We start from the raw sequence: 26,557 nt of genomic DNA on the forward strand, positions 1-26,557 counted from the left end.
CAAAGTGTACCGCTGCGAAGCAATTTGAAAATAATTGGTTATATACGCAATGAATTTCAAGTTGCATCGCGGCGGCAAGGGAATTCATCTCCGGGAGCATAGATAACTATGTGACCGGGGTGAATGAGCGCAGCCAACAAAGAGGCAACTTGAAAGACGAAGGGTATAAATTGAAATAGCTTTTGGCTGGATGAATTTCAGTTGAATAAATGTCGGCTGAATAGATTTAAAGGGGCACACATGGCTTTATTACAAATCAGCGAACCGGGTTTATCTGCCGCACCACACCAGCGCCGTCTGGCTGCGGGGATTGATCTGGGTACAACCCACTCTCTGGTTGCAACTGTCCGCAGTGGTCAGGCTGAAACGTTGGCGGATAGTGAAAACCGTCATTTGCTTCCTTCCGTTGTACAGTATCGTAAAGATGATATTCAGGTTGGTTGGTCGGCACGTCAGCAAGCGGCGTCTGATCCCGTTAATACCGTGAGTTCAGTCAAACGGATGATGGGGCGCTCTTTGGCCGATATTCAGCAGCGTTACCCGAATTTACCCTATCAGCTTCAGGCAAGTGAAAATGGCTTGCCATTGATCATGACAGCTTCAGGTTTGGTCGATCCGATTCAGGTTTCTGCTGACATATTGAAATCGTTGGCTCAACGGGCAGAAGAGACTCTGGAAGGCAAACTTGACGGTGTTGTAATAACAGTCCCTGCTTATTTTGATGATGCACAGCGCCAAGGAACCAAAGATGCGGCTCGCTTGGCTGGCTTGCATGTCCTGCGTCTTTTGAATGAACCTACGGCAGCCGCGATTGCCTATGGTCTTGATTCTGGTCAGGAAGGCGTTATCGCGGTTTATGATCTCGGTGGTGGCACATTCGATGTTTCGATTCTTCGCCTGAGCCGGGGTGTATTTGAAGTATTGGCCACTGGCGGTGATACCGCGCTGGGTGGCGACGATTTTGATTTATTGTTGGCAAATTGGATCCGTGAACAAGCGGGAATTACGGATAATGACCACGGGTTTCAGCGGCAATTGCTGGACATTGCCACTGCAACCAAAATTACCTTAAGTGAAGCGGACAGCGCTGAAATCAATATTGCCGGCTGGCAAGGTCATATTACTCGCACTGAATTCAATGAACTTATAACTCCACTGATAAAACGCACATTACTTTCTTGCCGCCGGGCGCTGAAAGATGCGGGTGTCACGGCTGATGAAGTTTTGCAGGTTGTCATGGTTGGCGGCTCAACGCGCGTGCCACTGGTACGCAGCACCGTAGGCGGTTTTTTTGATCGGACACCATTAACCTCCATTGATCCCGACAAAGTCGTGGCGGTGGGTGCCGCAATTCAAGCCGATATTCTGGTAGGCAATAAACCTGACAGTGAAATGCTGTTATTGGATGTCATTCCACTTTCCCTTGGTTTAGAAACGATGGGTGGGCTGGTTGAGAAAGTCATTCCACGCAATACCACAATCCCTGTTGCAAGGGCGCAAGAATTCACCACTTTCAAAGATGGTCAAAGCGCGATGAGTATCCATGTGGTGCAGGGGGAAAGAGAGCTGGTCACTGATTGCCGTTCTCTGGCTCGCTTTACGCTGCGTGGTATCCCGGCCTTGCCAGCAGGTGGTGCGCACATTCGTGTGACCTTTCAGGTAGATGCCGATGGCCTGCTGAGTGTCAGTGCGCTGGAAAAATCCACGGGTGTTGAATCTTCCATTCAGGTGAAACCTTCCTACGGCTTATCTGATGAAGAAATTGCGCGCATGCTCAAAGATTCTATGACCAATGCGCAGGAAGACATTCAGGCACGTAAACTGGCAGAACAAAAAGTAGAAGCAGCCCGAGTTTTAGAAAGTTTAACGAGCGCGCTGGAAAAAGATGCTGACTTACTGAGCGAAGAAGAACGTTCCGCCATTGACGAAGCTGTAGAAGTATTAATTGAATGTGCTCAGGGGAGTTCTCCTGATGCGATTGAAAGTGCAATTAAACAATTGGACAAGCAAACGCAGGAATTTGCCGCGCGCCGTATGGATACATCAATCCGCCGGGCTTTGGCGGGTCACTCTGTGGATGAGATTTAATTATGCCTAAAATTGTATTTTTACCTCACAATGAACTTTGCCCTGAAGGTGCTGTTTTAGACGCTCAAGAAGGAGAGTCAATTCTGGACGTTGCATTGCGTAACGGTATTGAAATTGAACATGCCTGTGAAAAATCCTGTGCATGCACCACTTGCCATTGCATCATCAGAGAAGGGTTTGACTCACTGGATGAAAGTTCTGAACTGGAAGATGACATGCTGGACAAAGCATGGGGACTGGAACCTGAAAGCCGCTTGAGCTGTCAGGCTAAAGTTACCGATGAGGATTTAGTGGTTGAAATCCCTAAATACACCATTAACCATGCACGTGAGCACTGACAGGAGAATAGGACATGAAATGGTCTGACAGCCGGGATATTGGCGAAGCGCTGTATGATAAATTTCCAGATTTGGATCCAAAAACAGTGCGTTTTACCGATATGCATGAATGGATTTGTGAATTGGAAGATTTTGACGATGATCCACAAAAATCTAACGAAAAAATACTGGAAGCCATTTTGATGGTATGGCTGGATGAGTACGAATAGCGCAAAATTTGTTTAAAACAAAAAATAGCGCCAATTCACTGATTCTTGCTTAAAAATTTGGCATAGTCTTAATGCAATGGAAAACTGGCAATCGCCAGTTTTTTTATATTAATCAATCCTTCTGTGAAGCAGCGATCTATATCCATGTAGCACAAAGATTGATGTGACGCAGTGAACAATAAGAAGTGAGATAAAATGACAAAACAAATCATGCCAATAACACTGTCTTATGAATTGGCTAACGCTTGCTGGGGCGAAAAAGCATTAATTAGTTCGGGCGAGCAGGGGATCACCATCCATCTGGAAGGGAATGGGAAACTGGGGGCCATCCAGCGCGCAGGGCGCAAAATTGACAGCCAAGGAATTCGCAGCGTTGCTTTAGTCGGTGATGATTGGGATTTGGAAAAAAGTTGGGCATTCTGGTCAGGTTTCCGTTCTCCCAAGGGATTACGTACTATCGAATGGCCGCAACTGCCGGCTCAGGAAAAGCAGGAGCTGGAAAGCAGAATTAAATTCATTGATTGGGTCCGTGATACCATCAATCTCCCGGCTGAAGATTTGGGGCCAGAGCATCTTGCCCAGCGAGCAATTGATTTACTGACCGGCGTAGCTGGTGATGCTGTGAGTTATAGCATCATTAAAGGCGATGCATTACGTGAACAGGGTTATTCAGGTGTACATACTGTTGGCCGTGGCTCTGCCCGTGAACCGGTTTTCCTTGCATTGGATTTTAACCCGACAAAAGATAAAAAAGCGCCGGTTTCCGCTTGCTTGGTTGGTAAAGGTATTACCTTCGACACCGGTGGATACAGCATTAAGCCTTCCGCACCCATGGATTCAATGAAATCAGACATGGGTGGCTCGGCAACATTAACAGGAGCATTGGCCTTGGCAATCAGCCGTGGCTTACAACATCGTGTAAAACTGTTCCTGTGCATTGCAGATAATATGATCAGTGGCAATGCGTTCAAATTGGGTGACATTATTCGTTACCGTAACGGCAAAACCGTTGAAGTCATGAATACTGACGCAGAAGGGCGTCTGGTATTGGCTGATGGCCTGATTGACGCCAGCGCGGAAAAAGCACCGTTAATCATTGATGCTGCAACCTTGACCGGCGCAGCCAAAATAGCGGTTGGCAATGATTACCACGCCGTACTCAGTTTTGATGATCAATTGGCGCAAGATTTACTGGCAGCGGCTGACACTGAAAATGAATTGTTCTGGCGTTTACCGCTGGCTGAATTCCATCGCAGTCAATTACCTTCTAACTTTGCGGAATTAAACAACATTGCATCACCTGCACATACAGCGGGAGCAAGCACAGCAGCGGCATTCTTGTCTCACTTCGTAGAGAACTACAAAAAAGGCTGGATACATATCGACTGCTCAGCAACCTACCGTAAATCAGCCGTTGAACAGTGGGCTGCGGGTGCAACGGGACGTGGTGTACGTACGATCGCCAATTTGTTGCTGGCTAAGGTAAAATAGAAGGTAAAATAAACAACCCTACCTTCAAGTGACCTTGCTTGATAGCCTCTCTGGTGGGAGGCTATCATTGAGCTTTCCAATATGAGTGGTTATGCCGAATTAGCTATACCGAATTTAACGACACCGCAATTCAATTAACGGTATGCTGGATTTTGCGTTTCACCTTAGTTTAAACAACCGTAGATTAAACAATATCAGTTCAAACAACATGGTTCGGAGATTTTCATGAGTTTGTCAAATGGGTCTGTTGCCACCGAAATAATGGTTCCCAGTGGAAGTCGTATTACCCTCAGCCAGCCAGAGGAACAACCCGCCCAACTTATCGAAGCCTTGATTGATTTATTCAAGCAACATAAACCCATCCGACGGGCTTTTATGACTATGTTCCATGATAAAAATACAGATGAAAAACCCAATCTGTTAATTGGTCTGGAACTCAGTGATTCTCCGCTGGAATCTGAAATAGACATGATAATTCAAGAGGCCGGCAATTTGACCTGTGAATATCTTGATGAAGATGATTTCGTTGATTTTTGCCTGCTTGACGAAGAAGAAGGAGGGATCAGCCACTATTTGATTCAGCATACCCAACCTTTCTACCAGAGAAAATTAGGCAGTTGGCTGCGAGAAACTATTCCTGTCATCAATCAATAAATTCCTGCTCCTAATACCAGCCGCAAGAAGGCATGCCAGTGCAAAAATGTGCGGGATTAGCTTTTGCCCTATAGCTTGTTGCAATTTAGTGCAATTTGATAGCAATGAAAAAATCCTCGAATTTTTCCAATAAATGCGAGAGCTATCGAAGAATGGAAAAAATATAGGGCAAAAGTGCCGGGTAAATTTTATTCCGAGGGAAAATTCCGTTATTTTTTCTGCGCTTTGATTGCGCATGATAACAAGTATCATAAGTCACAATAATGGATTATAGGACGGCATGGCAAAGGAAGGGTAAAGAAAGCGTTCTCTTTCCTTTAGGTATCCCCTTCGCCTTTCAAGTCGCCTCTTTGTTGGCTGCGCTCATTCATCCCGGTCACCGTTTTTATAAACATGCGGTTAACTGTGCTTCTGGGAATTTATTCCTTTGCCGCCGCGATGCAACTTGAAATTCATTGGGTATATATCTAAGTTCCGGCATCATCTGAATATCCATAAAAAATAATATTTCTAATTGTCCTGCAAATAATAAGGGTTATGGTTATGTATCAATGTCAATTTTGGCAAAAAACAGCAAGGAGAAAACGATACCTTGCGGTAATGCTTGCTTCGCTATTTTCACTCTTCGTGCTGTCTGGGTGCGATCAAGCTGCGAATACAGATAAAACTAAAACAGAAAGCGGCCAATCAGAAAATACCAAAAAAACAAATATTACCCAGCCCCAAGCTAATCAGCAGATTGACCGGGAAGAGCCAGAAACATCTGCTGCACAATTAACTTCGCCGGATATTGAAAAACGGGCATCTCAGACATCAACGCAGCGTTATGCAGGCAAAAACGTCACTATTTTGGATGCCTCTGAATTGCAGTTGGATGGGGCCAGCGCAATGGTGGTTACTTTTTCCATTCCTTTAGATCCCAACCAAGATTTTTCACAAAAAGTCCATCTTGTTGATGTGAAATCAGGGACATTGGATGGTGCATGGGAACTCTCCAATAACCAAAAAGAGCTCAGGTTGCGTCACTTACCTCCGGCACGTGAATTGCGTTTAACAATTGATAAGGGCGTAAAAGGCGTAAATGAACGCCAATTGGCGGATACCTATGAGAAAACAATTAATACAGCCTCTATTACACCGACGGTTGGTTTTACCAGCAAAGGTTTATTATTGCCCAGTAAAGTTGCTGAAGGGCTGCCGGTACTAGCACTCAATGTTGATCGTGTAGATGTCAACTTTTTCCGGATCAAAGAGCAGTCATTACCTTCATTCATTGCCAATTGGCAATACCGCAATAACTTGGAATATTGGGATTCTGGTGAATTGCTGAAAGGCGCTGAGTTAGTTTACACCGGGCGCTTTGATCTCAATCCCACCGCAAATACCCGTGAAAAAATACTGCTCCCACTTAAAAATATCAAAGAGCTGCAAAAAGAGGGTGTTTATCTGGCAGTAATGCAGCAAGCCGGGAAATATAGCTACAATAATCCAGCTACTCTGTTCACACTAAGTGATATTGGTGTTTCCATGCACAGTTATCTGGACAGGGTCGATATATTTACTCAATCATTGGCCCAAGGTTCCAGCCTGAAAAATGTTGAAATCCGCCTGCTGGATGCAAAAGGGCAACTTCTGGCAAAAACGACAACTGACAGTAACGGGCATGCTTCGCTCGATAAAACCAATGAAGCAAAACTATTGCTGGCTACCGAAAATGGCAGCACCAGCATAATTGACTTGAATACTCCGGCGTTGGATCTTTCTGAATTTGATATTGGTGGCCCGCAAGGGTACAGCAAACAATTTTTTGCCTTTGGCCCAAGGGATCTGTATCGGCCCGGCGAAACATTGATTATCAACGGGTTATTGCGTGATGCTGATGGCCGCCCGCTCAAACCACAACCCGTCAAAGTAGATATATTAAAAGCAGACAACCAAATTGTTCGCAGTTTTGTTTGGCAAGCTGAAAATGGCCTTTACCAATATCGCTATCCAATTCCTCGGGAAGCTGAAACTGGCATGTGGTCACTGCGATTTGACTTAGGTGATAAAACGCCTCGCTATTATAAATTTAACGTTGAAGATTTCATGCCTGAACGCATGGCGTTGGAAATAACTGGCAATAGTGATAACCAACCTATATTGAAAGGCAAAGCAGTAGAATTTGATGTAACGGGCCGCTACCTGTACGGGGCACCTGCTGCTGATAACCGCCTGCAAGGGCAATTATTCCTGCGTTCTGCCCGTGACGCAGTAGCAAAACTACCGGGATACGAATTTGGCTCGGTAAAAGAAACAGATTTGAACCGAACACTGGATGAGTTTGACATTACCCTGAACAGCGAAGGAAAAGCAACGCTTTCGGCCAGTGAAGAGAATTGGAAATCTGTTGCCTCTCCGGTAAAAGTCATTATGCAAGCCAGCCTGCTTGAATCGGGAGGGCGCCCAGTGACACGCCGCACTGAACAGGCAATCTGGCCGGCGGATTTGTTAGTTGGCATACGGCCACTTTTCAATAAAAAAACGATCTACGACTATCGTACTGGTCGTGATGAAAACCGCTATAACGTGGATGACAACTCGCTGGCAGAATTTGAAATAGTTTATGCGGATGCCAAAGGGAACAAATACGCCGCCCCAGACTTAAGGGCGCGTTTGATCTACGAGCGTCGTGATTATTACTGGCGTTGGTCGAGCAATAACGGTTGGCAATCGGGTTATGACCAAAAAGATCTGCTCATGGAAGATGAACATGTCCAGATAGCAAAAAACGGTACAGCTAAAATCAGTTTCCCTGTCGAGTGGGGTTCATATCGTATTGAAATTGTGAATCCACAAAACCAGCTTGTTACCAGTCTGAACTTCTGGGCTGGCTATTCATGGCAGGATAATACTGGGGGCACAGGAGCAGTACGCCCGGATCAGGTTAAATTGTCTTTGGATAAACCTGCTTATAAGCCGGGTGATAAAGTGAAGTTGCACATGCTTGCGCCACAGGAAGGAAAAGGTTATCTGTTGGTGGAATCGAGTGACGGCCCATTATGGTGGCAGGAAATTGACGTACCCGCAAAAGGGCTGAATATTGACGTTCCAATTGATAGAATGTGGGCTCGCCATGATTTGTACCTCACAGCCGTTGTTGTCCGTCCCGGTGACAAATCCCGCCATGCAACGCCTAAACGGGCGATAGGTGTACTGCATCTGCCCCTGATGGATGAAGGTCGTAAACTGAATATTGCCTTGGATGCACCTGACCGGATACGCCCAAACCAAGACCTCAAAGTCAAGATTAAGGCCACACCCCAGCAAGGAAACCCGTTGCCAAAACAGGTCTACGTCTTGCTCTCAGCGGTAGATACCGGTGTATTGAATATCACTGACTTTAAAACCCCAGATCCTTATGAAGCCTTTTTTGGCCGCAAACGCTACGGAGTTGATCAATATGATGTGTATGGTCACTTGATTGAAGCGGAAGGCCGTCAGGCAAACCTGCGTTTTGGGGGAGATGGCGATGACAGCTCATTCGAACGGGGCGGCAAAAAGCCATTGACGGAAGTCAAAATCATTGCCGAACAAGCCAAGCCCGTCACACTGAATGCGAACGGTGAAGGTGAAATTACCCTGCCAATCCCGGATTTCAACGGGGAACTCAGGTTAATGGCACAAACTTGGAGTGATAATGAGTTTGGTCATAGTGAACGCAAAGTCATCGTTGCAGCACCGGTTATTACTCAAATGTCATTGCCTCGCTTTATGGCGGGCGGGGATCAATCCCAGCTGTCATTGGATCTCACCAATTTGACTGAACAACCTCAAGTACTGACACTGGATTTTGCAGCGGAAGGTCTGGTTAAACTGCAAGGTGTTACAAGCAAGAAGCTCATGCTGGAAAAAGGAAAGCGAACCACCATCCAAATTCCTGTCAAAGCAACCAACGGGTTTGGGCAAGGTGAAGTATTTTTGACAATCAATGGGCTGAATTTACCTGATGAAAATTTAACGCAGTACAAAAATAGCTGGAAAATAGGCGTTCGCCCAGCTCATCCAGCCAAAACGCTGCAATTTGCGAATGTGCTCCATCAAGGGCAGGATTGGCAGTTATCACCAGCAGCCATTTCTGATCTGGCCCCGGAAACTGTGGAAGGGCAACTATTGCTGACCAGCAGGCCACCATTGCAAATAGCGCGTTACATCCGTGAATTGTTCGCTTATCCCTATGGCTGTCTGGAACAGACAATCAGCGGGCTTTACCCATCACTTTACTCCAATGAAGCTGAATTGAAAAAACTGGGTATCAAAACACAAAGTGATGAGGCACGCCGGGCTGCTATTGATAAAGGGATCACTCATTTACTGAGTATGCAGCGCCATAACGGAAGTTTCTCATTATGGGATAGCAATGGCAGTGAAGAATTCTGGTTGACCGCTTATGCGACGGATTTTCTGTATCGTGCAACCCAGCAGGGTTACAGCGTCCCAACTGATGCCCTGAAAGCTGCCAATAATCGTTTATTACGCTATTTGCAGGACAAGAGTATTATCGATGCCCGTTACAGTCGCTCACTTTCTGCGACACAATTTGCTGTGCAGGCTTATGCGGGATTGGTTTTGGCGAATCAACGAAAAGCGCCGCTGAGTGGGTTAAGACAACTTTATGAACGCAGGGATATGGCCGGAAGTGGTTTGCCTTTGGTTCAATTAGGTATTGCACTGAAAATCATGGGAGATAATACCCGTGGTGATAAAGCGGTTGAGTTAGGGGTGCATAAATCACGTAAATCAGATTATAGCTTGGGTGACTATGGCAGTATTATTCGCGATGATGCCCAGATTGTTTCTTTGCTGGCAGAACACAATATGTTGCCAAAAGAACGAGATGATAAATTACTCGATTTATCCAATGAATTGATAACTCGTCATTATTTCTCAACTCAAGAAAGTAATGCACTTTATCTGGCAGGGCGCTATTTCATCAACGAATCTGAACAACCTTGGAAAGCTGCGATTAATCAGCAAATGCCACCGCTTAACTATGATAGGGCGTTAACGGACACACTAACGGCGGAACAACTCTTGCAAGGTGTGAATATCAGCAACCGGGGTGACAGTACGCTGTATTCACGCCTGAACGTCGTGGGTTATCCGTTGAACACGCCAGCTCCTTATTCAAATGTTCTGGACATTAAGCGCACTTACCTCGATTTAGAAGGCAAGCCAATTTATCTCGAGCGTATGAGAAGTGGCGAAATGGTAGTTGTGAAATTGGAAGTTAAAGCGACTCAAACGGTGCCTGATGCTTTGGTGGTTGATTTACTTCCTGCGGGATTGGAAATTGAAAACCAAAATCTGGCAAATAGCAGCGCAAGCCTAGGCGAGAGTGCATCAGGACTGCAATCTTTTATTGAAGAGATGCAAAGAGAAAACATCCGGCACATTGAGTATCGCGATGATCGCTTTGTCGCAGCTGTGGCCGTTCCTGCTTATAAATCAGTCACACTGCTTTATTTGGCCCGCGCTGTTGCACCGGGAATTTATCAAATACCTGCGCCACAGGTTGAATCCATGTATGTTCCATATTGGCGTGCAGTAGGTTCAACTCACTCAAAACTGGAAGTAGTCCGGTAATTACTCCCGGCCCCTATCACTCGAAGCTAAGGCAGGAAGTTAAGCTAGGGGCCACCGTCTTTTTTCAGGTACCGCTGTAATGAGAAGATTATTCTCCCGCATTTATCGGCATGTTCTGATAACTACTCTGGCTATTTTTCTGGTGATCCCCATCGTAATGTGGCTGGCAGATAAAATATGGCCGTTGCCGGCACATAACATCAAAATGGCCCGGGTCGTGGTCGGCGCTGATGGTTCGCCATTGTGGCGTTTTGCTGACAGTGAGGGAATCTGGCGTTATCCCGTTACCTTACATCAAGTTTCGCCGGAATATATTCAGGCGTTGCTGACTTATGAAGATCGTTGGTTTTACAAGCATCCCGGCATTAACCCGGCTTCTCTGCTAAGGGCTGCATGGCAGGATATTCGCGCAGGGAAAATAGTCTCTGGCGGCAGTACTATTTCTATGCAAGTTGCCAGATTGATTGATCCACATCCACGTACTTTTGCAGGAAAATTCAAACAAATTTGGCGCACTTTGCAGTTGGAATGGCATTATTCAAAAGATGAAATTTTGGAAATGTACCTGAACCGTGCGCCATTTGGCGGCACACTACAAGGCATTGGTGCCGCCAGTTGGTCTTATCTGGGAAAGTCACCATCTGAACTTTCATCCGGTGAAGCTGCATTATTGGCGGTATTGCCACAGGCACCCAGCAGATTGCGCCCAGATCGCTATCCTGAACGGGCTCAGGCAGCCCGTGACAAGGTATTGCAGCGATTGGAACAATATCATGTCTGGTCAGCTCAAAAAGTGGCTGATATCAAAGAAGAAAATATATGGCTGGCTCCGCGGCAGGTGCCTCATCTGGCCCCATTACTGGCGAGGAGAATGGTAAATGAAAACCAGCAGGAAGTGATCCAGACAACAATTGATACTGGTTTGCAGCGTCAATTGGAAGATATGGTTCTCAACTGGAAATACCAATTGGCTGCTAAAACTTCAATTGGGGTACTGGTTGTCGATCACACAGATATGTCTGTCAAAGCGTATATTGGGTCAGCGGACATTCAAGACTCGGGTCGTTTTGGACATGTCGATATGATAAGTGCCTGGCGCTCGCCGGGTTCTACATTGAAGCCATTTTTGTATGCAATGGCATTGGATGATGGCCTGATCCACGGGGAATCTTTATTGCAGGATGTTCCTCGTCGTTTCAGTGATTATAGGCCGGGAAACTTTGACAGTGGCTTTAATGGGCCAGTCAGTGCCAGCGAAGCGTTGGTGAGATCATTGAATTTGCCGGCAGTACAGCTACTTGAAGCCTATGGCTCCAAGCGATTTACGGCCAAATTGCGCAACGCAGGCATGACATTGCGTTTCCCGCTTGGCAGTGAGCCGAATTTAGCCCTTATTTTAGGCGGGACTGCTGCCCGCATGGATGAATTAGTGGCAGCTTATAGCGCCTTCGCCCGCCAAGGAAAAATGTCTCCGCTGCGTTTTATGCCACAGCAAAAAATACGGGACAGGCAACTGTTTTCTGCTGGCGCTGCTTGGATAGTCAGGCGGATTATGGCAGGAGAGGGACGGCCTCAACCTGACAGCTCTTTGCCCGCTGAAGTGCCTTTGGCGTGGAAAACAGGCACAAGTTACGGCTATCGTGATGCATGGGCGATTGGCGTGAATGCGCGTTATACCATAGGGGTCTGGGTTGGCAGGCCTGATGGCACCCCCGTCGTTGGGCAATTTGGTTATGCCACGGCGATCCCCATTATGAATCAGATCAACGGGTTGTTAATGGATCATTTACACAATGGCTCAATGCGCATTCCTGTTGATCCACGACCAGCGAGTGTCAGTCAGGCAACAATTTGTTGGCCAAGTGGGACTATTTTATCTCAAGAAAGCATTTTTCGGGAAAAATGGCTCCAAGAAAAACAGGTTCAGGAAAATGGATACTGGGAAAATAATAATTGCCGGCAGCGCCGATTGAGCTGGATTTTGGACAATACCATCCCTCCGACATTATCGGCCAGTGACCAAGAAGGAATATCAGGGATCAATGAACAGATATGGGTGGATAAAAAAGGCCTGCGTGTTGCAGCTGATTGTCTTGATGCCAAGCCTGAGACGATAAGCCTGTGGCCAATTGCATTGGAAGCATGGTTACCCGCCAAGGAGCGACGGGCAAATCGTTTGCCACCGATCAACCCACAGTGTCCGCCAATGAAAAAGGATGAAGCACCATTATTGATTGTTGGGATCCGTGATGGCGACATATTGAGGCGTATTCCGGGCAAAAAGGTATTGGATTTAAGTATTTCAACGCAAGGAGGAAGTGGCCGGCAATGGTGGTTTTTGAATGGTGAACAGGTTGCTGTAACCGAGAATAACCAAACATGGAGCCACACACTGTCGCGGTCAGGCAAATATCAGCTCAGTGTGCTGGATTTAGGTGGGCAGATCAGCGCAATCAATTTTGTATTGCAGTAATTTTTTCTCTGTCATTGAAATAAGACAACTTGAAAGACAGCAACTTTAACAGTCAATTCAATGATCTTGATCAGAAAGCCTATGCGGGAACCATTCGCCTGCATAGGCTTTATTTTATAGAATAAACCGTGCAAAAAGCATGAAGCTACAGTAAAGGTGTTTTATACAAAATTAAGGCTGATTATCAGTAAATGCGTTTAACTCGCCAGATGTAACCACAAGAAAATGTGATTTATGCTAAAAAATTATAATTTTCGATAAGAAAGTTTTAATAAAATGTTGTGTTTTTTGTGGGAAAGCAGAAATTCTCCTCCTATAATCAACGCCTATTTTTATTCCTGCCAGATGCAGGGTAAATTTGCGCCTCAGTTTTCTCTGGGGGCATGACTATTAAAATGAATTATCGCTGAAAGTGCCAAAGAGGTTATCGAATGACAATTGAACGTACTTTTTCCATTATCAAGCCTAACGCAGTAAAGAAAGACGCTATCGGTTCTATCTATGCCCGTTTTGAAAGCGCTGGGTTTAAAATTATTGCAGCCAAAATGCTGCATTTGACCCGCGAACAAGCGGAAGGTTTCTACGCTGAACACAAAGGCCGTCCTTTCTTTGATGGTTTGGTAGAATTCATGACCTCTGGGCCAATTACAGTACAGGTTCTGGAAGGTGAAAATGCGGTTCAGCGTCATCGTGACCTGATGGGTGCAACCAACCCAGATAACGCACTTGCCGGCACTCTGCGTGCAGATTACGCAGACAGCTTTACTGAAAATGCGGTTCACGGTTCAGATTCTATTGAATCTGCAAATCGCGAAATTGCTTACTTTTTCAGTGATGATGAGATTTTCCCTCGCTACTAATCTTTCAGTTACTCGTAGCATCTAAACAGTAAAGTTTGTACAATGTTGCGCCCCACTAAATTAAATTAGTGGGGCGTTTATTATTTTATTTCGATGTTTATTCCCAAAATTCATTTGATGTCACCGAAATTTGCTATTAACTAGCGAAGTTTTCTATTACTGAAATTTGATAGCGTGGGAATTTAATAAACATTGAACAGGCAGTCACCGCATGAAACTTAGTGCTGAAATAAAACCAGCACAGAGCCGAAAGTGTAACAACGAGGCGATGTAAAAAATGTCCCAACTTAACGAAACCGTACCATCTTCAACTTCCGCTGTATCTGTCACACCTGAAAAGAAAAACGGTAAAATCAACTTACTTGATCTTAACCGTAAACAAATGCGTCAGTTTTTTGCCGATATGGGAGAAAAGCCTTTTCGTGCCGATCAGGTCATGAAATGGATGTACCATTATTGCTATGACGATTTTGAGCAGATGACAGATATCAATAAAGTGCTCAGAGCAAAATTACAGCAAGTCGCTGAAATCAAAGCACCGGAAGTCGCTGAGGAACAACGCTCCGCCGATGGCACCATCAAATGGGCGATTACTGTTGGCGATCAACAGGTTGAAACGGTTTATATCCCGGAAGATGACCGCGCGACACTGTGTGTTTCATCTCAGGTGGGATGTGCTTTAGAGTGTAAATTCTGTTCCACTGCCCAACAGGGCTTTAACCGCAATTTGCGGGTATCTGAAATCATCGGTCAGGTTTGGCGTGCTGCCAAGATCATAGGCTCACTGAAATCCAGTGGTCGCCGGCCTATTACCAACGTCGTCATGATGGGAATGGGAGAGCCATTGCTGAATTTGAATAACGTTGTGCCGGCAATGGAAATCATGATGGATGATTTTGGTTTCGGCCTGTCAAAACGCCGCGTGACCTTATCAACATCCGGAGTAGTGCCGGCGCTGGATAAGTTGGGCGACATGATTGACGTGGCTCTCGCTATTTCTTTGCATGCACCTACTGATGATGTCCGTGACGAAATCGTGCCGATTAACCGGAAGTACAACATCGAAGAATTCCTGGCAGGCGTTCGCCGTTATTTGACGAAGTCCAATGCAAACCAAGGGCGTGTTACGGTGGAATATGTCATGCTTGATCACGTCAACGATAGCGTTGAACAGGCCCACCAATTGGCTGAGTGCCTGAAAGATACCCCAAGCAAGATCAACCTGATCCCTTGGAACCCGTTCCCCGGCGCACCTTATGGTCGCAGTTCCAATAGCCGAATCGATCGTTTTTCCAAAGTATTGATGGGGTATGGCTTCACAACCATCGTGCGTAAAACGCGGGGGGATGACATAGATGCTGCGTGTGGGCAACTTGCGGGCGATGTCATTGATAGAACCAAACGGACACTGAAAAAACGCATGGCAGGTGAAACCATTCAGATAAAAACAATCTAATTTTTTGTTTAATCTCGATTAATGGCTAAAAATCTGTTTAAGTTTGACATATTCTTATAAATGAGAATGGTATGATACGGAAATCAATAATTTGGTCTATAGTTTGTTTTAGCCTGTTAACTGGTTGTGCGGAACACTCTGCACGCCACGGCCAGCAGGTTATTGCAGTAGATACACGATTACGGCTAGGGAAGGCTTATTTGGCAGAACGAAATTTATCGGCCGCCAATTATCACTTTCAAAAGGTTTTGCAGGCGGAGCCGCGTCACCCAGAGGCTCATTTAGGCATGGCTTTGCATGAACAGTATGCAGGGCGGCCAGAAACTGCAGGGCAACATTACAGAACAGCCATGCAGTATGCGGCAGGAAATGATACTGTAGTGCATCATTACTATATTTTTCTGTGTGAACAAAAGCAGTATACAGAAGCGAAAAAATTGATCATCGGAAGTGCGAAAAGCAGCATAAATGATTACCGCTGCGCTGGGTGATCTTCTGTAATAAACATCAATTTTCTGTAATCAACATAATTTTCTGTAATAAACATAGTTTTCTGTAATAGACATAGATAGTATGAAATTATTTCGCTACGTAAGTTAAATTACATGCTCTATTTGATTTGCGTAAATTCTTTAACCCTGAACAGTACCAGTGTCCTTAGCTAATGAAGACTGAAACTTACCCAGAAGAAGCCAATCTGACAACAGGTCAGATTCTGTGCCAAGCTCGTGAAAAACTTGAGCTTTCTCAGCAAAATGTGGCAGATCGCTTGTGTCTGAAACTGTCCACTGTTCGTGATATTGAAGAAGATCATATCCCGTCAAATATTACGCCGACATTCTTTCGTGGATATATCCGCGCTTATGCAAAACTTGTTCAGGTGCCGGAAGCTGAAATTTTGAGTGTCTTGGACAAACAAATGCCAGCCAAGAGCGTCAAGGTTTCCCAAATGCAAAGTTTTTCAGCAGGGAAAAAGCGCAAGAAACGTGATGGTTGGTTAATGAAGATAACTTGGTTTGTCATCATACTACTATTGGGCATGACTGTGCTTTGGTGGTGGCAGAACCATAAAGAGCAGCAAAACGAATTCACGTCGATGGCTGAGCAATCCAGTGCTCAGGTTCAAAATGCTGAAAATGATTCATCAGCGGCAGCGGAGACTTCATCTGCACCTGCTAAAGAAGGTCAGCCTGCAGAGGCTTCCCAGAATAAATCGTCTTCAGCACAAACCAATACCGGAACGCCTGCCACGGCTTCTGGCGAATCAAAAACAGCACCACAGCCAGCTACTCCGTCTACAACCCATGCTGTTTCAGAAAATAACGCATCTGTCACTAATGCAAACACGGCTGATGCTGGTATATCTAATGCCGGTACAGCAAATTCAGCAGTGAGTACTGCGGCAGCAGAAGTAAATAATATTGAAGTGGCAACTAACAATGAGTTAGTCATGACTTTCAGTGGAAGATGTTGGGTCGAAATCAAAAATGCCAAAGGCAAGACATTATTCAACGGAACAAAAAACAAAGGTGACAGCCTGACGTTTTCTGGTGAACAGTCTTATTCATTGGTAATTGGTGCACCTGTCTGGGCTAAAGTCCAGTTCCAGGGGAAACCAGTGGATCTCGGTGCTTTTGTTAAAAAAGGTACGGCGGCCAGACTGACATTGAAATAAACTCATTAATGACTTTTGGCGAATTTATCATGTTAAAGACTTAGGCGAACATTGAATAATAATTCATGTTCGCCTGTGTGTATTATTGAGCATAGCGTGTATTATTCACCACAGCATAGTTGTAATTTTTATAAACAAAATACAGGGATGTAGGGGAGTAATGTAAAAATGCATAATGAATCACCGATAAAAAGACGTAAATCAACACGTATTTATGTCGGTAAAGTACCCGTGGGGGATGGCGCTCCCATTGCGGTTCAATCAATGACTAACACACGGACAACTGATGTTGAGGCGACCGTCAACCAGATTCGGTCACTGGAACGTGTCGGTGTTGATATTGTTCGTGTCTCAGTTCCAACCATGGATGCCGCAGAAGCATTCAAACTCATCAAACAGCAAGTCAATGTTCCGCTCGTTGCTGATATTCACTTTGATTATCGCATTGCATTGAAAGTAGCAGAATATGGCGTTGATTGCTTGCGCATTAACCCCGGCAATATTGGTAACGAAGAACGCATCCGCATGGTTGTGGATTGCGCTCGCCACAATAATATTCCGATTCGCATTGGGGTTAATGGTGGGTCACTGGAAAAAGATTTACAGGAAAAATATGGTGAACCTACACCGGAAGCATTAGTTGAATCAGCAATGCGCCATGTGGATATTTTGGATCGCCTTAATTTCGAACAGTTCAAGGTCAGTGTTAAAGCATCGGATGTGTTCTTGGCAGTAGGTGCCTACCGTTTGCTGGCACAGAAGATTGATCAGCCGTTGCATCTGGGGATCACCGAAGCGGGTGGTGCACGTGCGGGAGCTGTGAAATCATCAATTGGCCTGGGCATTTTGTTGTCAGAAGGGATTGGTGATACGTTGCGTATCTCTTTGGCGGCAGATCCGGTGGAAGAAGTTAAAGTTGGTTTTGATATCTTGAAGGCGCTGCGAATTCGCTCCAGAGGCATTAACTTTATTGCTTGTCCAACGTGTTCACGCCAAGAATTTGATGTCATTGGCACAGTCAATGCACTTGAACAGCGTCTCGAAGACTTAATCACCCCGATGGATGTTTCTATCATTGGCTGTGTTGTTAATGGGCCGGGAGAAGCTGAAGTTTCGACACTTGGTGTAACAGGTGCGAAAACGAAAAGCGGGTTTTATGAAGATGGCATTCGTCAAAGAGATCGTCTTGATAATAAAGACATGATAGACCAGCTTGAAGCGAGGATTCGGGCTAAGGCCGCTATCCTAGATGCCAATAATCGCATTAACATCAATCAGGTTGAGGAATAACAAAGCCACCTGAAAGGTGATGGATATCATGCCGGCGCCAATAATTATGTGCCGGCATACCCTTTTATCTTGGTATATTCAGGTGGGGGTAGCCAGCTATCATTTTTTGCTGATTGAACCTTGCAAGTAATCGCTTTTATAATCGATGCCATTCCATTATAGAAATATTAATAATAGAGATAAAAACGTGACAAAAAATATTCCGGCTATTCGTGGCATGAACGATTGTCTTCCTGCTGATACTGTTATCTGGCAACGAATTGAATCTACGCTGAAGCGAGTGCTATCAGGTTATGGTTTCAGCGAAATTCGGACACCGATTGTAGAGCAGACCCCGTTATTTAAACGGGCCATTGGGGAAGTCACCGATGTTGTCGAAAAAGAAATGTATACCTTTGACGATCGCAATGGTGAAAGTTTGACCCTGCGCCCAGAAAATACCGCAGGCTGTGTCCGTGCGGGTATCCAGCATGGTCTGCTGTACAATCAGGAACAGCGTTTATGGTATTTAGGGCAAATGTACCGTTATGAGCGCCCACAAAAAGGCCGTTACCGTCAATTCCATCAGTTAGGCGCGGAAGTTTTTGGTCTGCAAGGGCCGGATATTGATGCTGAGCTGATTTTAATGACAGCCCGTTGGTGGCGTGAATTGGGTATTGCAGATCACGTTGTGCTTGAATTGAACTCCATTGGTTCATTGGAAGCGCGTGCAAATTATCGCGAAGCACTCGTGGCATTCCTTGAACAGCACAAAGATAAGCTGGATGAGGATTGCCTGCGCCGCATGTATACCAACCCATTGCGTGTTCTCGATTCCAAAAATCCTGAAGTTCAGCAACTTCTTAATGATGCACCGGAACTGTCCAAGTATCTTGATGCCGAATCAAAAGAGCACTTTGATGGTTTGTGCCAACTTCTTGATAGTGCGGGCATCAAATATCGCATTAATCAGCGTCTGGTGCGTGGCCTTGATTACTACAACCGTACTGTTTTTGAATGGATAACTACCGCATTGGGTGCACAGGGAACTGTTTGTGCCGGCGGGCGTTATGATGGTCTGGTTGAACAACTGGGTGGAAAGGCAACACCGGCTGTGGGTTTTGCAATGGGCATGGAACGTATGGTTCTGTTAGTGCAGGAAGTTAATCCTGACTTTGTTGCCGATTTGAGCGTTGCAGATGTTTATCTTTCTTCCTTTGGGGAAGGCAGTCAGCAGTCAGCATTGATACTGGCAGAAAAAATTCGCGATCAACTGCCAGAATTACGTCTGATGACCAACCACGGCGGCGGCAACTTTAAGAAACAATTGGCACGTGCGGGTAAGCATGGCGCTAAGGTTGCCCTGATCCTTGGAGAAGATGAAATCAAGGCCGGCAATGTCACGGTAAAAGATTTACGTAACGGTGAACAAGAAACGTTGTCACAACAAGCGATCGCAGTGCGTTTGAGCGAACTTTTAGGCTAAGGAGAGAGACTCTGTGGAAGTCTATACCACTGAAACTGAACAAGTAGACGCGATAAAGCGTTTTTTCGTCACCAACGGTAAATACCTTGCTGTTGGTTTAATTCTGGGCATTGGTGCATTGGTTGGCTGGAATTACTGGAAGGGCCATCAGACAAACCAATTGTATGAAACAGCAGCGTCATTTGAAAAAATGAACAAATCGCTGGCATCAGGGTCGAAAGAAAGCATTGCTGCGGCAGAAAAGTTCGCTAATGAAACGAATAACATTTACGGTGTCATGACCGATCTGGAACTGGCAAAGCAGGCTGTTGAGCAAAATAACTTGGCTCAGGCAGAGAAAAATTTGCTGGCGGCATCAGGCAAAGCCAAAGATGGTGACATGCAATCTATTGCTAACCTGCGTTTGGCCCGGGTTCAATTGGCGGAAGATAAAACCGATGCTGCATTGAAAACTCTGGAACAAGTCAAAGGCAAAGGCTGGATGGTTGTCGTTGAGGATATCCGTGGTGATGTTCTGGCCAAAAAAGGCGATATTGCTGGTGCGCGTGCAGCATATTCCAAAGGGCTTGGAGCTGAGGGCCCGCAAATAATGAAAGAATTCATGAAAATTAAACTTAATAATTTATCCAACTAAGGGAGCCAACTTCTAATGCAACTGCGAAAAACACTCTTGGTTGGGCTGGTTGCTTCTGTTCTGCTGGCTGGTTGTTCAAGGGAACAGGATACGGTAACAATGTCACCGTTGCCGAAGGTTGAAAATCAATTCAATCCCCATGTTGTTTGGGATAAATCCGTTGGGAACGGAATTGGTGAATTTTATTCTCACTTGTCACCTGCTTGGCAGGGATCGACAATTTATGCTGCTGATCGCAAAGGGCTTATTAAAGCGTTTGATATAGACAGCGGAAAAGAACTGTGGTCAGTTGATTTGTCTGAAAAAACAGGTTTCCTGTCAGCTAATCTGCCCGCACTGCTTTCTGGTGGCTTGACTGTGTCCGGTGATCGTCTCTATGTCGGTACAGAAAAAGCGAAAGTCATCGCTCTGAATACTGCCAATGGTGATATTGAGTGGGAATCCACCGTTGCTGGTGAAGCGCTGTCACGTCCTGTTGTGGCCGATGGCCTTGTTTTGATTCACACCGGCAATGGTATGTTGCAAGCGTTGAGCGAAACAGATGGCAAGATTGAATGGTCTGTCAATATGGATACACCACCATTGTCATTGCGTGGTGAATCAGCGCCGGCTACCGCTTTTGGGGCAGCCATTGTGGGTGGTGATAATGGCCGTGTCAGTGCTGTTCTGCTCTCTCAGGGGCAACTGATTTGGCAGCAACGCATTTCCCAAGTGACAGGCGCGACCGAAATTGCTCGTCTGAACGATGTTGATATGACGCCTGTCATCTCCAACAATATGGTTTATGCCATCGCCTACAACGGCAATTTAGTGGCAATGGACATGCGTTCAGGGCAAATTATCTGGAAACGCGATCTTGGCTCTGTGAATGATATGGCTGTGACTGATGACAATATTTTCGTTGTTGATCAAAATGGCCGGGTTTTATCCTTGCGCAAGAGCGATGGGATCACTTTGTGGGCGCAAGACGAGCTTTTGCATCGCAACTTAACCGCACCGGAAATGTATAATGGCTATCTGGTTGTTGGTGATGGTGAAGGTTATTTGCATTGGTTGAATACAACTGATGGCAAATTTGTGGCTCAGAACAAGGTGGATAGTTCAGGCTTGTTGAGCCGCCCAGTTGTTGCCAGTGATAAACTGATGGTACAAGCGAAGGACGGGACAGTTTACCTGTATACCCGCTAATTCCAGAATATGTTTTAAGCTGTACATAATACACACGGCTCCTGTGCTGACAGTAACAGGGGCCGTTTCGTCTTTTTAGTATCTTGCAGTAGTGAGCACTATTGTAGTGAACAAAGTTGTAGCGAGTAAGCAATGTTGTGAGCAATATTGGGCCGCTTACTTTCAGTAGGATATCGATTTACATTTAGTCATGAGGCATCAAAAATGATACCTATCGTTGCGCTGGTTGGTCGCCCCAATGTTGGAAAGTCCACCTTATTTAACCGATTGACCCGAACCAGAGACGCACTGGTCGCGGATTTTCCAGGCTTAACCCGCGACCGTAAATATGGACGGGCAGAGGTTGAAGGGCAGGAGTTTATCATCATTGATACGGGTGGTATTGATGGTACGGAAGAGGGCGTAGAAACACATATGGCTACGCAATCTTTGATGGCTATCGAAGAGGCGGATATCGTTCTTTTCATGGTCGATGCCAGATCAGGTTTAATGCCGGCCGATCACGCAATTGCAAAACATTTGCGCAGCCGTGAAAAAGCGACTTTCTTGGTTGCGAATAAGACCGATGGCATTGATATTGAAACTTCAGTTGCTGAATTCTATTCATTGGGATTGGGTGATATTTACTCCATCGCGGCTTCCCACGGTCGTGGTGTAACGCAGCTGATTGAACGAGTCTTGTTACCTTTTTCTGATAAAGAAGAAACAGAACAAGTTGAATTAACAGAAGAAGAGGCCAATGCGGCTTATTGGGCAGAAATAGAGCAAGCGGAACAAGATTCTTTTATTGAAGAGGAAGAAGAGGATAACTTTGATCCTACGACCTTGCCTCTGAAACTTGCCATTGTCGGCCGCCCAAATGTGGGTAAATCCACATTAACCAACCGCATCTTGGGAGAAGAGCGTGTAGTGGTGTTCGATATGCCCGGGACAACCCGCGACAGCATATATATTCCAATGGAGCGAGATGGCCGTGAATATATCCTGATTGATACTGCTGGTGTTCGTAAACGTGGAAAAGTGACTGAAACGGTTGAAAAGTTTTCTGTAATCAAAACCCTTCAGGCAATTGAAGATGCCAACGTTGTTCTGCTGGTGGTCGATGCCCGTGAAGGTATTTCCGATCAGGATCTCTCCTTGCTTGGGTTTATCCTTAACAGTGGTCGTTCGCTGGTTATTGCTGTCAATAAATGGGATGGCATGAGTCAGGAAGATAAAGAGCACGTTAAAGATATGCTGGATTTGCGTCTGGGGTTTGTTGACTTTGCACGCGTTCACTTTATTTCAGCTTTGCATGGCAGCGGTGTTGGTAACTTATTTGAGTCCATTTTGGAAGCATATGACAGTGCAACCCGCCGTGTTAACACTTCCTTGTTAACCCGTATCATGCGTATGGCGGAAGATGATCACCAGCCGCCGATGATCCGTGGCCGCAGGGTGAAAATGAAATACGCCCATGCAGGGGGATATAATCCACCGATTGTAGTGATTCATGGCAACCAAGTTACAGATCTGCCAGATTCTTATAAGCGTTATTTGATGAACTACTTCCGTCGTTCTTTAAAAGTCATGGGTACTCCTATTCGCATCCAGTTCAAGGAAGGAGCAAACCCTTATGCAGGCAAGAAAAATACATTGACAGCAACTCAGCTTCGTAAGCGTAAGCGTTTGATGGAACATATGAAAAAACGCTAATGTGCTAAAATAAAACAATATAATAAAGTTAAGGGCTATTTTTAGCCCTTAACTATTTTTAATCTTTAATTATTTTTTAGCTTTAAACTAGCTTCGGATTTTTAATACTGTTACTAATAATTGGAATATAACCGTCATTATTTATGTTATATGTTTATTGGCTACACTCGCTTGCTCATCGAAAAATACGGGGACCAAAGCTGCCAATCGAATGCTAATGTTTTAGCAGTTTTGGCTTCAGCACAAAATTCACTTCCCTGATGAGGGACAGGTATTTTCGGTTTCAGGAGGTTTTTTTTTGTTATAAATTACAGGCTTGTCTTTCGGTGGGTGAGGGGCTTCCTTAGCTGATTTCTTCATTAATTCATTAACATGCTCTAGTGTATTCAATATACATTTTTTATCACTGCTATCACAATTATTCGCAATATATTCCAGTAAGTAAGGTGGAATTATGTTTTTTTTACCTTTTTTATTTTTTTTCATAATAATACCTTGTTTATCAGTTGCCATGTTTTTATCTATTTGCCATAACTTAAATATTAGCCAAATCAACAATATTAGTCACTACTAAAAATGTAAATTTTTTATAGTGATGCATTAATATGTAGAATAATTAAATTAATGGATAGGCCGGTATGAACTTTTATTGATGAGTATCAAATAGAGTGGAATGAAAAATTGAATTAACAGAGTATTTTTGGCAGGAGATAGATAAAAAATAAAATCAAAAGCTTTCCTTAGCCTTTGATTATAAGAGGGAGATATTTTTTTCAAAGTAATATACCAACTCTACGCCAAGAGTGAGTTACGATACCTGAAAGCGCTTTACCAAATAATTTTTCTGCATTGTCAACGGTCAACACTGCAAAATCATTAAAGTTGGCCTTATGAGATAAACGCTTGTCCAATAATGTCTCATACCAGATTTTCCCCGCGTGCTCCCATGCATAGCCGCCCAATTCTGTTGCCAGTAAATAAAATGCCCGATTGGGGATACCTGAATATTTGTGGACTCCCCCATTGTCATCTTTAAAGGGCAGGTCTTTATATTGATTCATATGCCCTACTTGGTTATCTTTCGGATTTGCTTCCCCGGGGCTCTTGAATGAGCGTAAAGCAACAGCGGGGTCATTGTCGGGATTGAGTGCGGGGCCAAATATCCCTTGGCCTATTAACCAATCAGATTCATTTACCTTTTGCTTGTTTGCATATTGCTTTACCATGATCCCAAACACGTCGGAAATTGATTCATTCAATGCACCGGATTGATAAGCATAATCAAGGCTTGCTTCATTTTCAGTTACTCCGTGGGTTAACTCATGGGCTGTGATATCAATGCAAGAGGTAAAACAATTAAAATAGGGTGAGTAGCCATCACCAAAAACCATCTGGTTGTTATCCCAAAAAGCATTCATATAGTTGTTTTGATAATGAACAGTAGCGACTAATTTCATGCCTTGGTTATCAATGGAATTGCGTCCAAAAATTTTTTTATAAAATTCATAGGTCTTACCTAAATAATCATAAGCTTCATTTGCTGCTGTATCGGAAACGTGGCCCATTCCTTCACTTAAAATTAATTTATCCCCCGGATAACGGTCGCTATTTTCTGCATTGAAAATTGCTCTATTTAATTGATTATCAAATCCGGGTTGATAGTCGGGTGCTGGGATTTCCATTTCAGCATAATTGCTCATTAGATTATATACATGGTGTAATGTTTTTAATATATAGCTCTTATCATCTTGATCACAAATGTTAACGACATATTCCAATAAATAAGGTGGGATTATACCTGATTTATTTAATTTAATTTGATTATTTAGCATAAAAATTCCCCTTTTTTAGCTATGGCACATATAATTATCCTCGGGAGCTATAAATTAAGTATTAATCCAAATAGTGGTATTTTCTACTTTTCCACTAATCTAAATATAGTTTTCTCATCCTTTTTATTATTAACTTATAAATATAATGATGGGTCATCCTTAACCCATCTGTCATTATTTTATATTTATCTATATATTAGTTTTATTGGGTTGATTGATATTCTATTAATATTTTTTGGAGTTTGCGTTAGAGCAGCACACCGACTTCTTTCCAAGAATTGCTGACAATCTCTGAAACTTTATCACCAAATAGTTTGTCAGCATTTGTCACTGTCAGCTTGGCAAAGTCATCGAATGTGGCAGAGGAAGACAACCGTTTATCCAGCAAAGTTTCATACCAGATTTTTCCTGCTCGTTCCCAAGCGTATCCTCCAAGGGCGATAGCCACCAGATAAAATGCCTTGTTCGGGATGCCTGAGTTTATATGAACGCCGCCATTATCTTTTGTGATATGGAGTTCTTGGAATTTATCCATATGGCCGACTTGGATGTCTTCGGAAAAAGCCGTTCCAGGGTTGATGAAATTGCGTAATGCAATATCGGAACGATTATCCGGATTGAACTTAGGCCCAAGTAAACCTTGGCCCAACAACCAGTTTGAATCATTAACTTTTTGATTATTGGCATATTGTTTTACCATAATGCCAAATACATCAGAAATCGATTCATTCAATGCACCGGATTGATAGCTATAATGCAGATTGACTTCACTTTCGATGACACCATGAGTTAACTCATGAGCGATAACATCAATAGCAGAGCTGAAGCGGTTGAAGAATTTTCCGTCTCCATCCCCAAATACCATTTGCTTTCTGGCCCAAAAGGCATTGAGGTAATTTTCACCATAATGAGTGGTGGCAATTAACTTCATTCCTTCATTATCCAGTGAATTCCGGTCAAAAATATTTTTATAGAATTCATATGTTATGCCAAGATATTTGTATGCCTCATTAACAGAAATATCGTCACTTTCAGGCATGCCTTCGCTGCGGGCTAATTCTTCCCCCGGAAAGTCTTCTTTATTATGAGCGTCATAAATTGTACGATTTAATTTATTATCAGATCCTACCTCATTTTTCAGCAGGGCCATATCTTCTTCAAGTCGATAATCCATTAAGTGATAAACATGATCCAGCGTTTTTGATACATATTGACCTGTACATTCATCACAGTCGCTAGAGATATTTTCCAAAACAAAAGGAGGGATCAGACTGTATTTGTTGATTTGATTATTATCCATAAGAATATCCTTCTTTATAGTTATCCCCGTTGTCTTTCAAATTGCTTCGTTATTGGCGGCGTTCATTTACCTCGGTCACTATTTTTATAAACATCTGACTATCTACGTTTCCGAGAATAAAATTCCATGCTGCCTTGATGCAACTCGAAATCTATAGGGTATAGATGTTGTGTTTGTTTTGTGGGCCCGATTTGGATATTAACCATAATTAACAAGTGAGTCATTAGGTTAGGTATTGATTTTTTATGACAGGGTTTTGCCAATGAAAAAAATAAATATTTTTA

The 26,557-nt window shown here is 44.2% G+C and carries 19 protein-coding genes; 16 read left to right on the top strand and 3 right to left on the bottom strand.

The genetic code is table 11. From position 1 onward, the window contains the following. Nucleotides 1–240: 240 nt before the first annotated feature. The 16 genes from hscA (at nt 241) to der (ending at nt 23,141) form a co-directional block, all read left to right on the top strand. The gene (hscA, locus tag FE392_RS16380) at nt 241–2,088 is read left to right on the top strand and encodes a Fe-S protein assembly chaperone HscA (RefSeq protein WP_319931279.1); all 1,848 of its coding nucleotides are present in this window, start codon (nt 241–243) and stop codon (nt 2,086–2,088) included. A gap of 2 nt (nt 2,089–2,090) precedes the next feature. After that, nucleotides 2,091–2,426 (top strand): ISC system 2Fe-2S type ferredoxin, encoded by a 336-nt coding sequence (gene fdx, locus FE392_RS16385; RefSeq protein WP_092507752.1) that lies wholly within the window; start codon nt 2,091–2,093, stop codon nt 2,424–2,426. A 14-nt stretch (nt 2,427–2,440) separates the two neighbouring features. Beyond that, nucleotides 2,441–2,635 (top strand): Fe-S cluster assembly protein IscX, encoded by a 195-nt coding sequence (iscX, locus tag FE392_RS16390; RefSeq protein ID WP_319931280.1) that lies wholly within the window; start codon nt 2,441–2,443, stop codon nt 2,633–2,635. Nucleotides 2,636–2,830: 195 nt separating this feature from the next. Beyond that, entirely contained in the window at nt 2,831–4,126 is a 1,296-nt protein-coding gene (gene pepB / locus FE392_RS16395) for an aminopeptidase PepB (RefSeq protein WP_319931281.1), read from the top strand. A gap of 225 nt (nt 4,127–4,351) precedes the next feature. Continuing rightward, nucleotides 4,352–4,780, top strand: coding sequence for an enhanced serine sensitivity protein SseB C-terminal domain-containing protein (locus FE392_RS16400; RefSeq protein ID WP_319931282.1), 429 nt, complete (start codon nt 4,352–4,354; stop codon nt 4,778–4,780). 543 nt (nt 4,781–5,323) lie between these two features. Then, nucleotides 5,324–10,405: an alpha-2-macroglobulin family protein gene (locus tag FE392_RS16405; protein WP_319931283.1), complete on the top strand. Its 5,082-nt coding sequence runs from the start codon at nt 5,324–5,326 to the stop codon at nt 10,403–10,405. A gap of 79 nt (nt 10,406–10,484) precedes the next feature. Then, nucleotides 10,485–12,878 (top strand): peptidoglycan glycosyltransferase PbpC, encoded by a 2,394-nt coding sequence (pbpC, locus tag FE392_RS16410; RefSeq protein WP_319931284.1) that lies wholly within the window; start codon nt 10,485–10,487, stop codon nt 12,876–12,878. Between the two features lie 431 nt (nt 12,879–13,309). Beyond that, the gene (gene ndk, locus FE392_RS16415; protein WP_319931285.1) at nt 13,310–13,738 is read left to right on the top strand and encodes a nucleoside-diphosphate kinase; all 429 of its coding nucleotides are present in this window, start codon (nt 13,310–13,312) and stop codon (nt 13,736–13,738) included. 277 nt (nt 13,739–14,015) lie between these two features. Next, nucleotides 14,016–15,194, top strand: coding sequence for a dual-specificity RNA methyltransferase RlmN (gene rlmN, locus FE392_RS16420; RefSeq protein WP_319931286.1), 1,179 nt, complete (start codon nt 14,016–14,018; stop codon nt 15,192–15,194). Nucleotides 15,195–15,265: 71 nt separating this feature from the next. Then, on the top strand, nt 15,266–15,685 hold the full coding sequence (locus tag FE392_RS16425) for a fimbrial assembly protein (RefSeq protein WP_319931287.1): 420 nt from the start codon (nt 15,266–15,268) through the stop codon (nt 15,683–15,685). 173 nt (nt 15,686–15,858) lie between these two features. Next, complete coding sequence (gene rodZ / locus FE392_RS16430) at nt 15,859–16,869, top strand: cytoskeleton protein RodZ (RefSeq protein WP_319931288.1); 1,011 nt, start codon at nt 15,859–15,861, stop codon at nt 16,867–16,869. A 168-nt stretch (nt 16,870–17,037) separates the two neighbouring features. Further along, a complete protein-coding gene (gene ispG / locus FE392_RS16435) occupies nt 17,038–18,159 on the top strand; it encodes a flavodoxin-dependent (E)-4-hydroxy-3-methylbut-2-enyl-diphosphate synthase (RefSeq protein WP_319931289.1) in 1,122 nt (373 codons plus the stop codon). 187 nt (nt 18,160–18,346) lie between these two features. Then, nucleotides 18,347–19,624 (top strand): histidine--tRNA ligase, encoded by a 1,278-nt coding sequence (hisS, locus tag FE392_RS16440; protein WP_319931290.1) that lies wholly within the window; start codon nt 18,347–18,349, stop codon nt 19,622–19,624. 13 nt (nt 19,625–19,637) lie between these two features. Beyond that, on the top strand, nt 19,638–20,258 hold the full coding sequence (locus FE392_RS16445; protein WP_319931291.1) for a YfgM family protein: 621 nt from the start codon (nt 19,638–19,640) through the stop codon (nt 20,256–20,258). 15 nt (nt 20,259–20,273) lie between these two features. Further along, nucleotides 20,274–21,446, top strand: a complete 1,173-nt coding sequence (gene bamB / locus FE392_RS16450; protein ID WP_319931292.1) for an outer membrane protein assembly factor BamB — start codon at nt 20,274–20,276, stop codon at nt 21,444–21,446. 204 nt (nt 21,447–21,650) lie between these two features. Beyond that, nucleotides 21,651–23,141, top strand: a complete 1,491-nt coding sequence (gene der / locus FE392_RS16455; RefSeq protein ID WP_319931293.1) for a ribosome biogenesis GTPase Der — start codon at nt 21,651–21,653, stop codon at nt 23,139–23,141. 249 nt (nt 23,142–23,390) lie between these two features. On the opposite strand, the gene FE392_RS16460 is transcribed toward der, so the two are convergent. The 3 genes from FE392_RS16460 to FE392_RS16470 all read right to left on the bottom strand — a co-directional run bounded on the left by FE392_RS16460 (nt 23,391) and on the right by FE392_RS16470 (nt 26,273). Then, entirely contained in the window at nt 23,391–23,654 is a 264-nt protein-coding gene (locus FE392_RS16460; protein ID WP_319931294.1) for a protealysin propeptide domain-containing protein, read from the bottom strand. A gap of 260 nt (nt 23,655–23,914) precedes the next feature. Next, entirely contained in the window at nt 23,915–24,973 is a 1,059-nt protein-coding gene (locus FE392_RS16465) for a M4 family metallopeptidase (protein WP_319931295.1), read from the bottom strand. Nucleotides 24,974–25,220: 247 nt separating this feature from the next. Continuing rightward, nucleotides 25,221–26,273, bottom strand: a complete 1,053-nt coding sequence (locus FE392_RS16470) for a M4 family metallopeptidase (protein WP_319931296.1) — start codon at nt 26,271–26,273, stop codon at nt 25,221–25,223. Between the last annotated feature and the right edge of the window lie 284 nt (nt 26,274–26,557).

It is taken from the genome of Xenorhabdus santafensis (genome assembly GCF_033949405.1).
GTDB classification, from domain to species: domain Bacteria; phylum Pseudomonadota; class Gammaproteobacteria; order Enterobacterales; family Enterobacteriaceae; genus Xenorhabdus; species Xenorhabdus santafensis.

Excerpts from the sequence above, each read along its gene's own strand:
- rlmN (WP_319931286.1), top strand. The coding sequence starts at position 14,016 with ATGTCCCAACTTAACGAAACCGTACCATCTTCAACTTCCGCTGTATCT.
- ndk (WP_319931285.1), top strand. The coding sequence starts at position 13,310 with ATGACAATTGAACGTACTTTTTCCATTATCAAGCCTAACGCAGTAAAG.
- iscX (WP_319931280.1), top strand. The coding sequence starts at position 2,441 with ATGAAATGGTCTGACAGCCGGGATATTGGCGAAGCGCTGTATGATAAA.
- rodZ (WP_319931288.1), top strand. The coding sequence starts at position 15,859 with ATGAAGACTGAAACTTACCCAGAAGAAGCCAATCTGACAACAGGTCAG.
- FE392_RS16460 (WP_319931294.1), bottom strand. The coding sequence starts at position 23,654 with ATGGCAACTGATAAACAAGGTATTATTATGAAAAAAAATAAAAAAGGT.
- bamB (WP_319931292.1), top strand. The coding sequence starts at position 20,274 with ATGCAACTGCGAAAAACACTCTTGGTTGGGCTGGTTGCTTCTGTTCTG.
- ispG (WP_319931289.1), top strand. The coding sequence starts at position 17,038 with ATGCATAATGAATCACCGATAAAAAGACGTAAATCAACACGTATTTAT.
- FE392_RS16470 (WP_319931296.1), bottom strand. The coding sequence starts at position 26,273 with ATGGATAATAATCAAATCAACAAATACAGTCTGATCCCTCCTTTTGTT.
- FE392_RS16425 (WP_319931287.1), top strand. The coding sequence starts at position 15,266 with ATGATACGGAAATCAATAATTTGGTCTATAGTTTGTTTTAGCCTGTTA.
- FE392_RS16405 (WP_319931283.1), top strand. The coding sequence starts at position 5,324 with ATGTATCAATGTCAATTTTGGCAAAAAACAGCAAGGAGAAAACGATAC.
- FE392_RS16400 (WP_319931282.1), top strand. The coding sequence starts at position 4,352 with ATGAGTTTGTCAAATGGGTCTGTTGCCACCGAAATAATGGTTCCCAGT.
- hscA (WP_319931279.1), top strand. The coding sequence starts at position 241 with ATGGCTTTATTACAAATCAGCGAACCGGGTTTATCTGCCGCACCACAC.
- pbpC (WP_319931284.1), top strand. The coding sequence starts at position 10,485 with ATGAGAAGATTATTCTCCCGCATTTATCGGCATGTTCTGATAACTACT.
- pepB (WP_319931281.1), top strand. The coding sequence starts at position 2,831 with ATGACAAAACAAATCATGCCAATAACACTGTCTTATGAATTGGCTAAC.
- FE392_RS16465 (WP_319931295.1), bottom strand. The coding sequence starts at position 24,973 with ATGCTAAATAATCAAATTAAATTAAATAAATCAGGTATAATCCCACCT.
- fdx (WP_092507752.1), top strand. The coding sequence starts at position 2,091 with ATGCCTAAAATTGTATTTTTACCTCACAATGAACTTTGCCCTGAAGGT.
- der (WP_319931293.1), top strand. The coding sequence starts at position 21,651 with ATGATACCTATCGTTGCGCTGGTTGGTCGCCCCAATGTTGGAAAGTCC.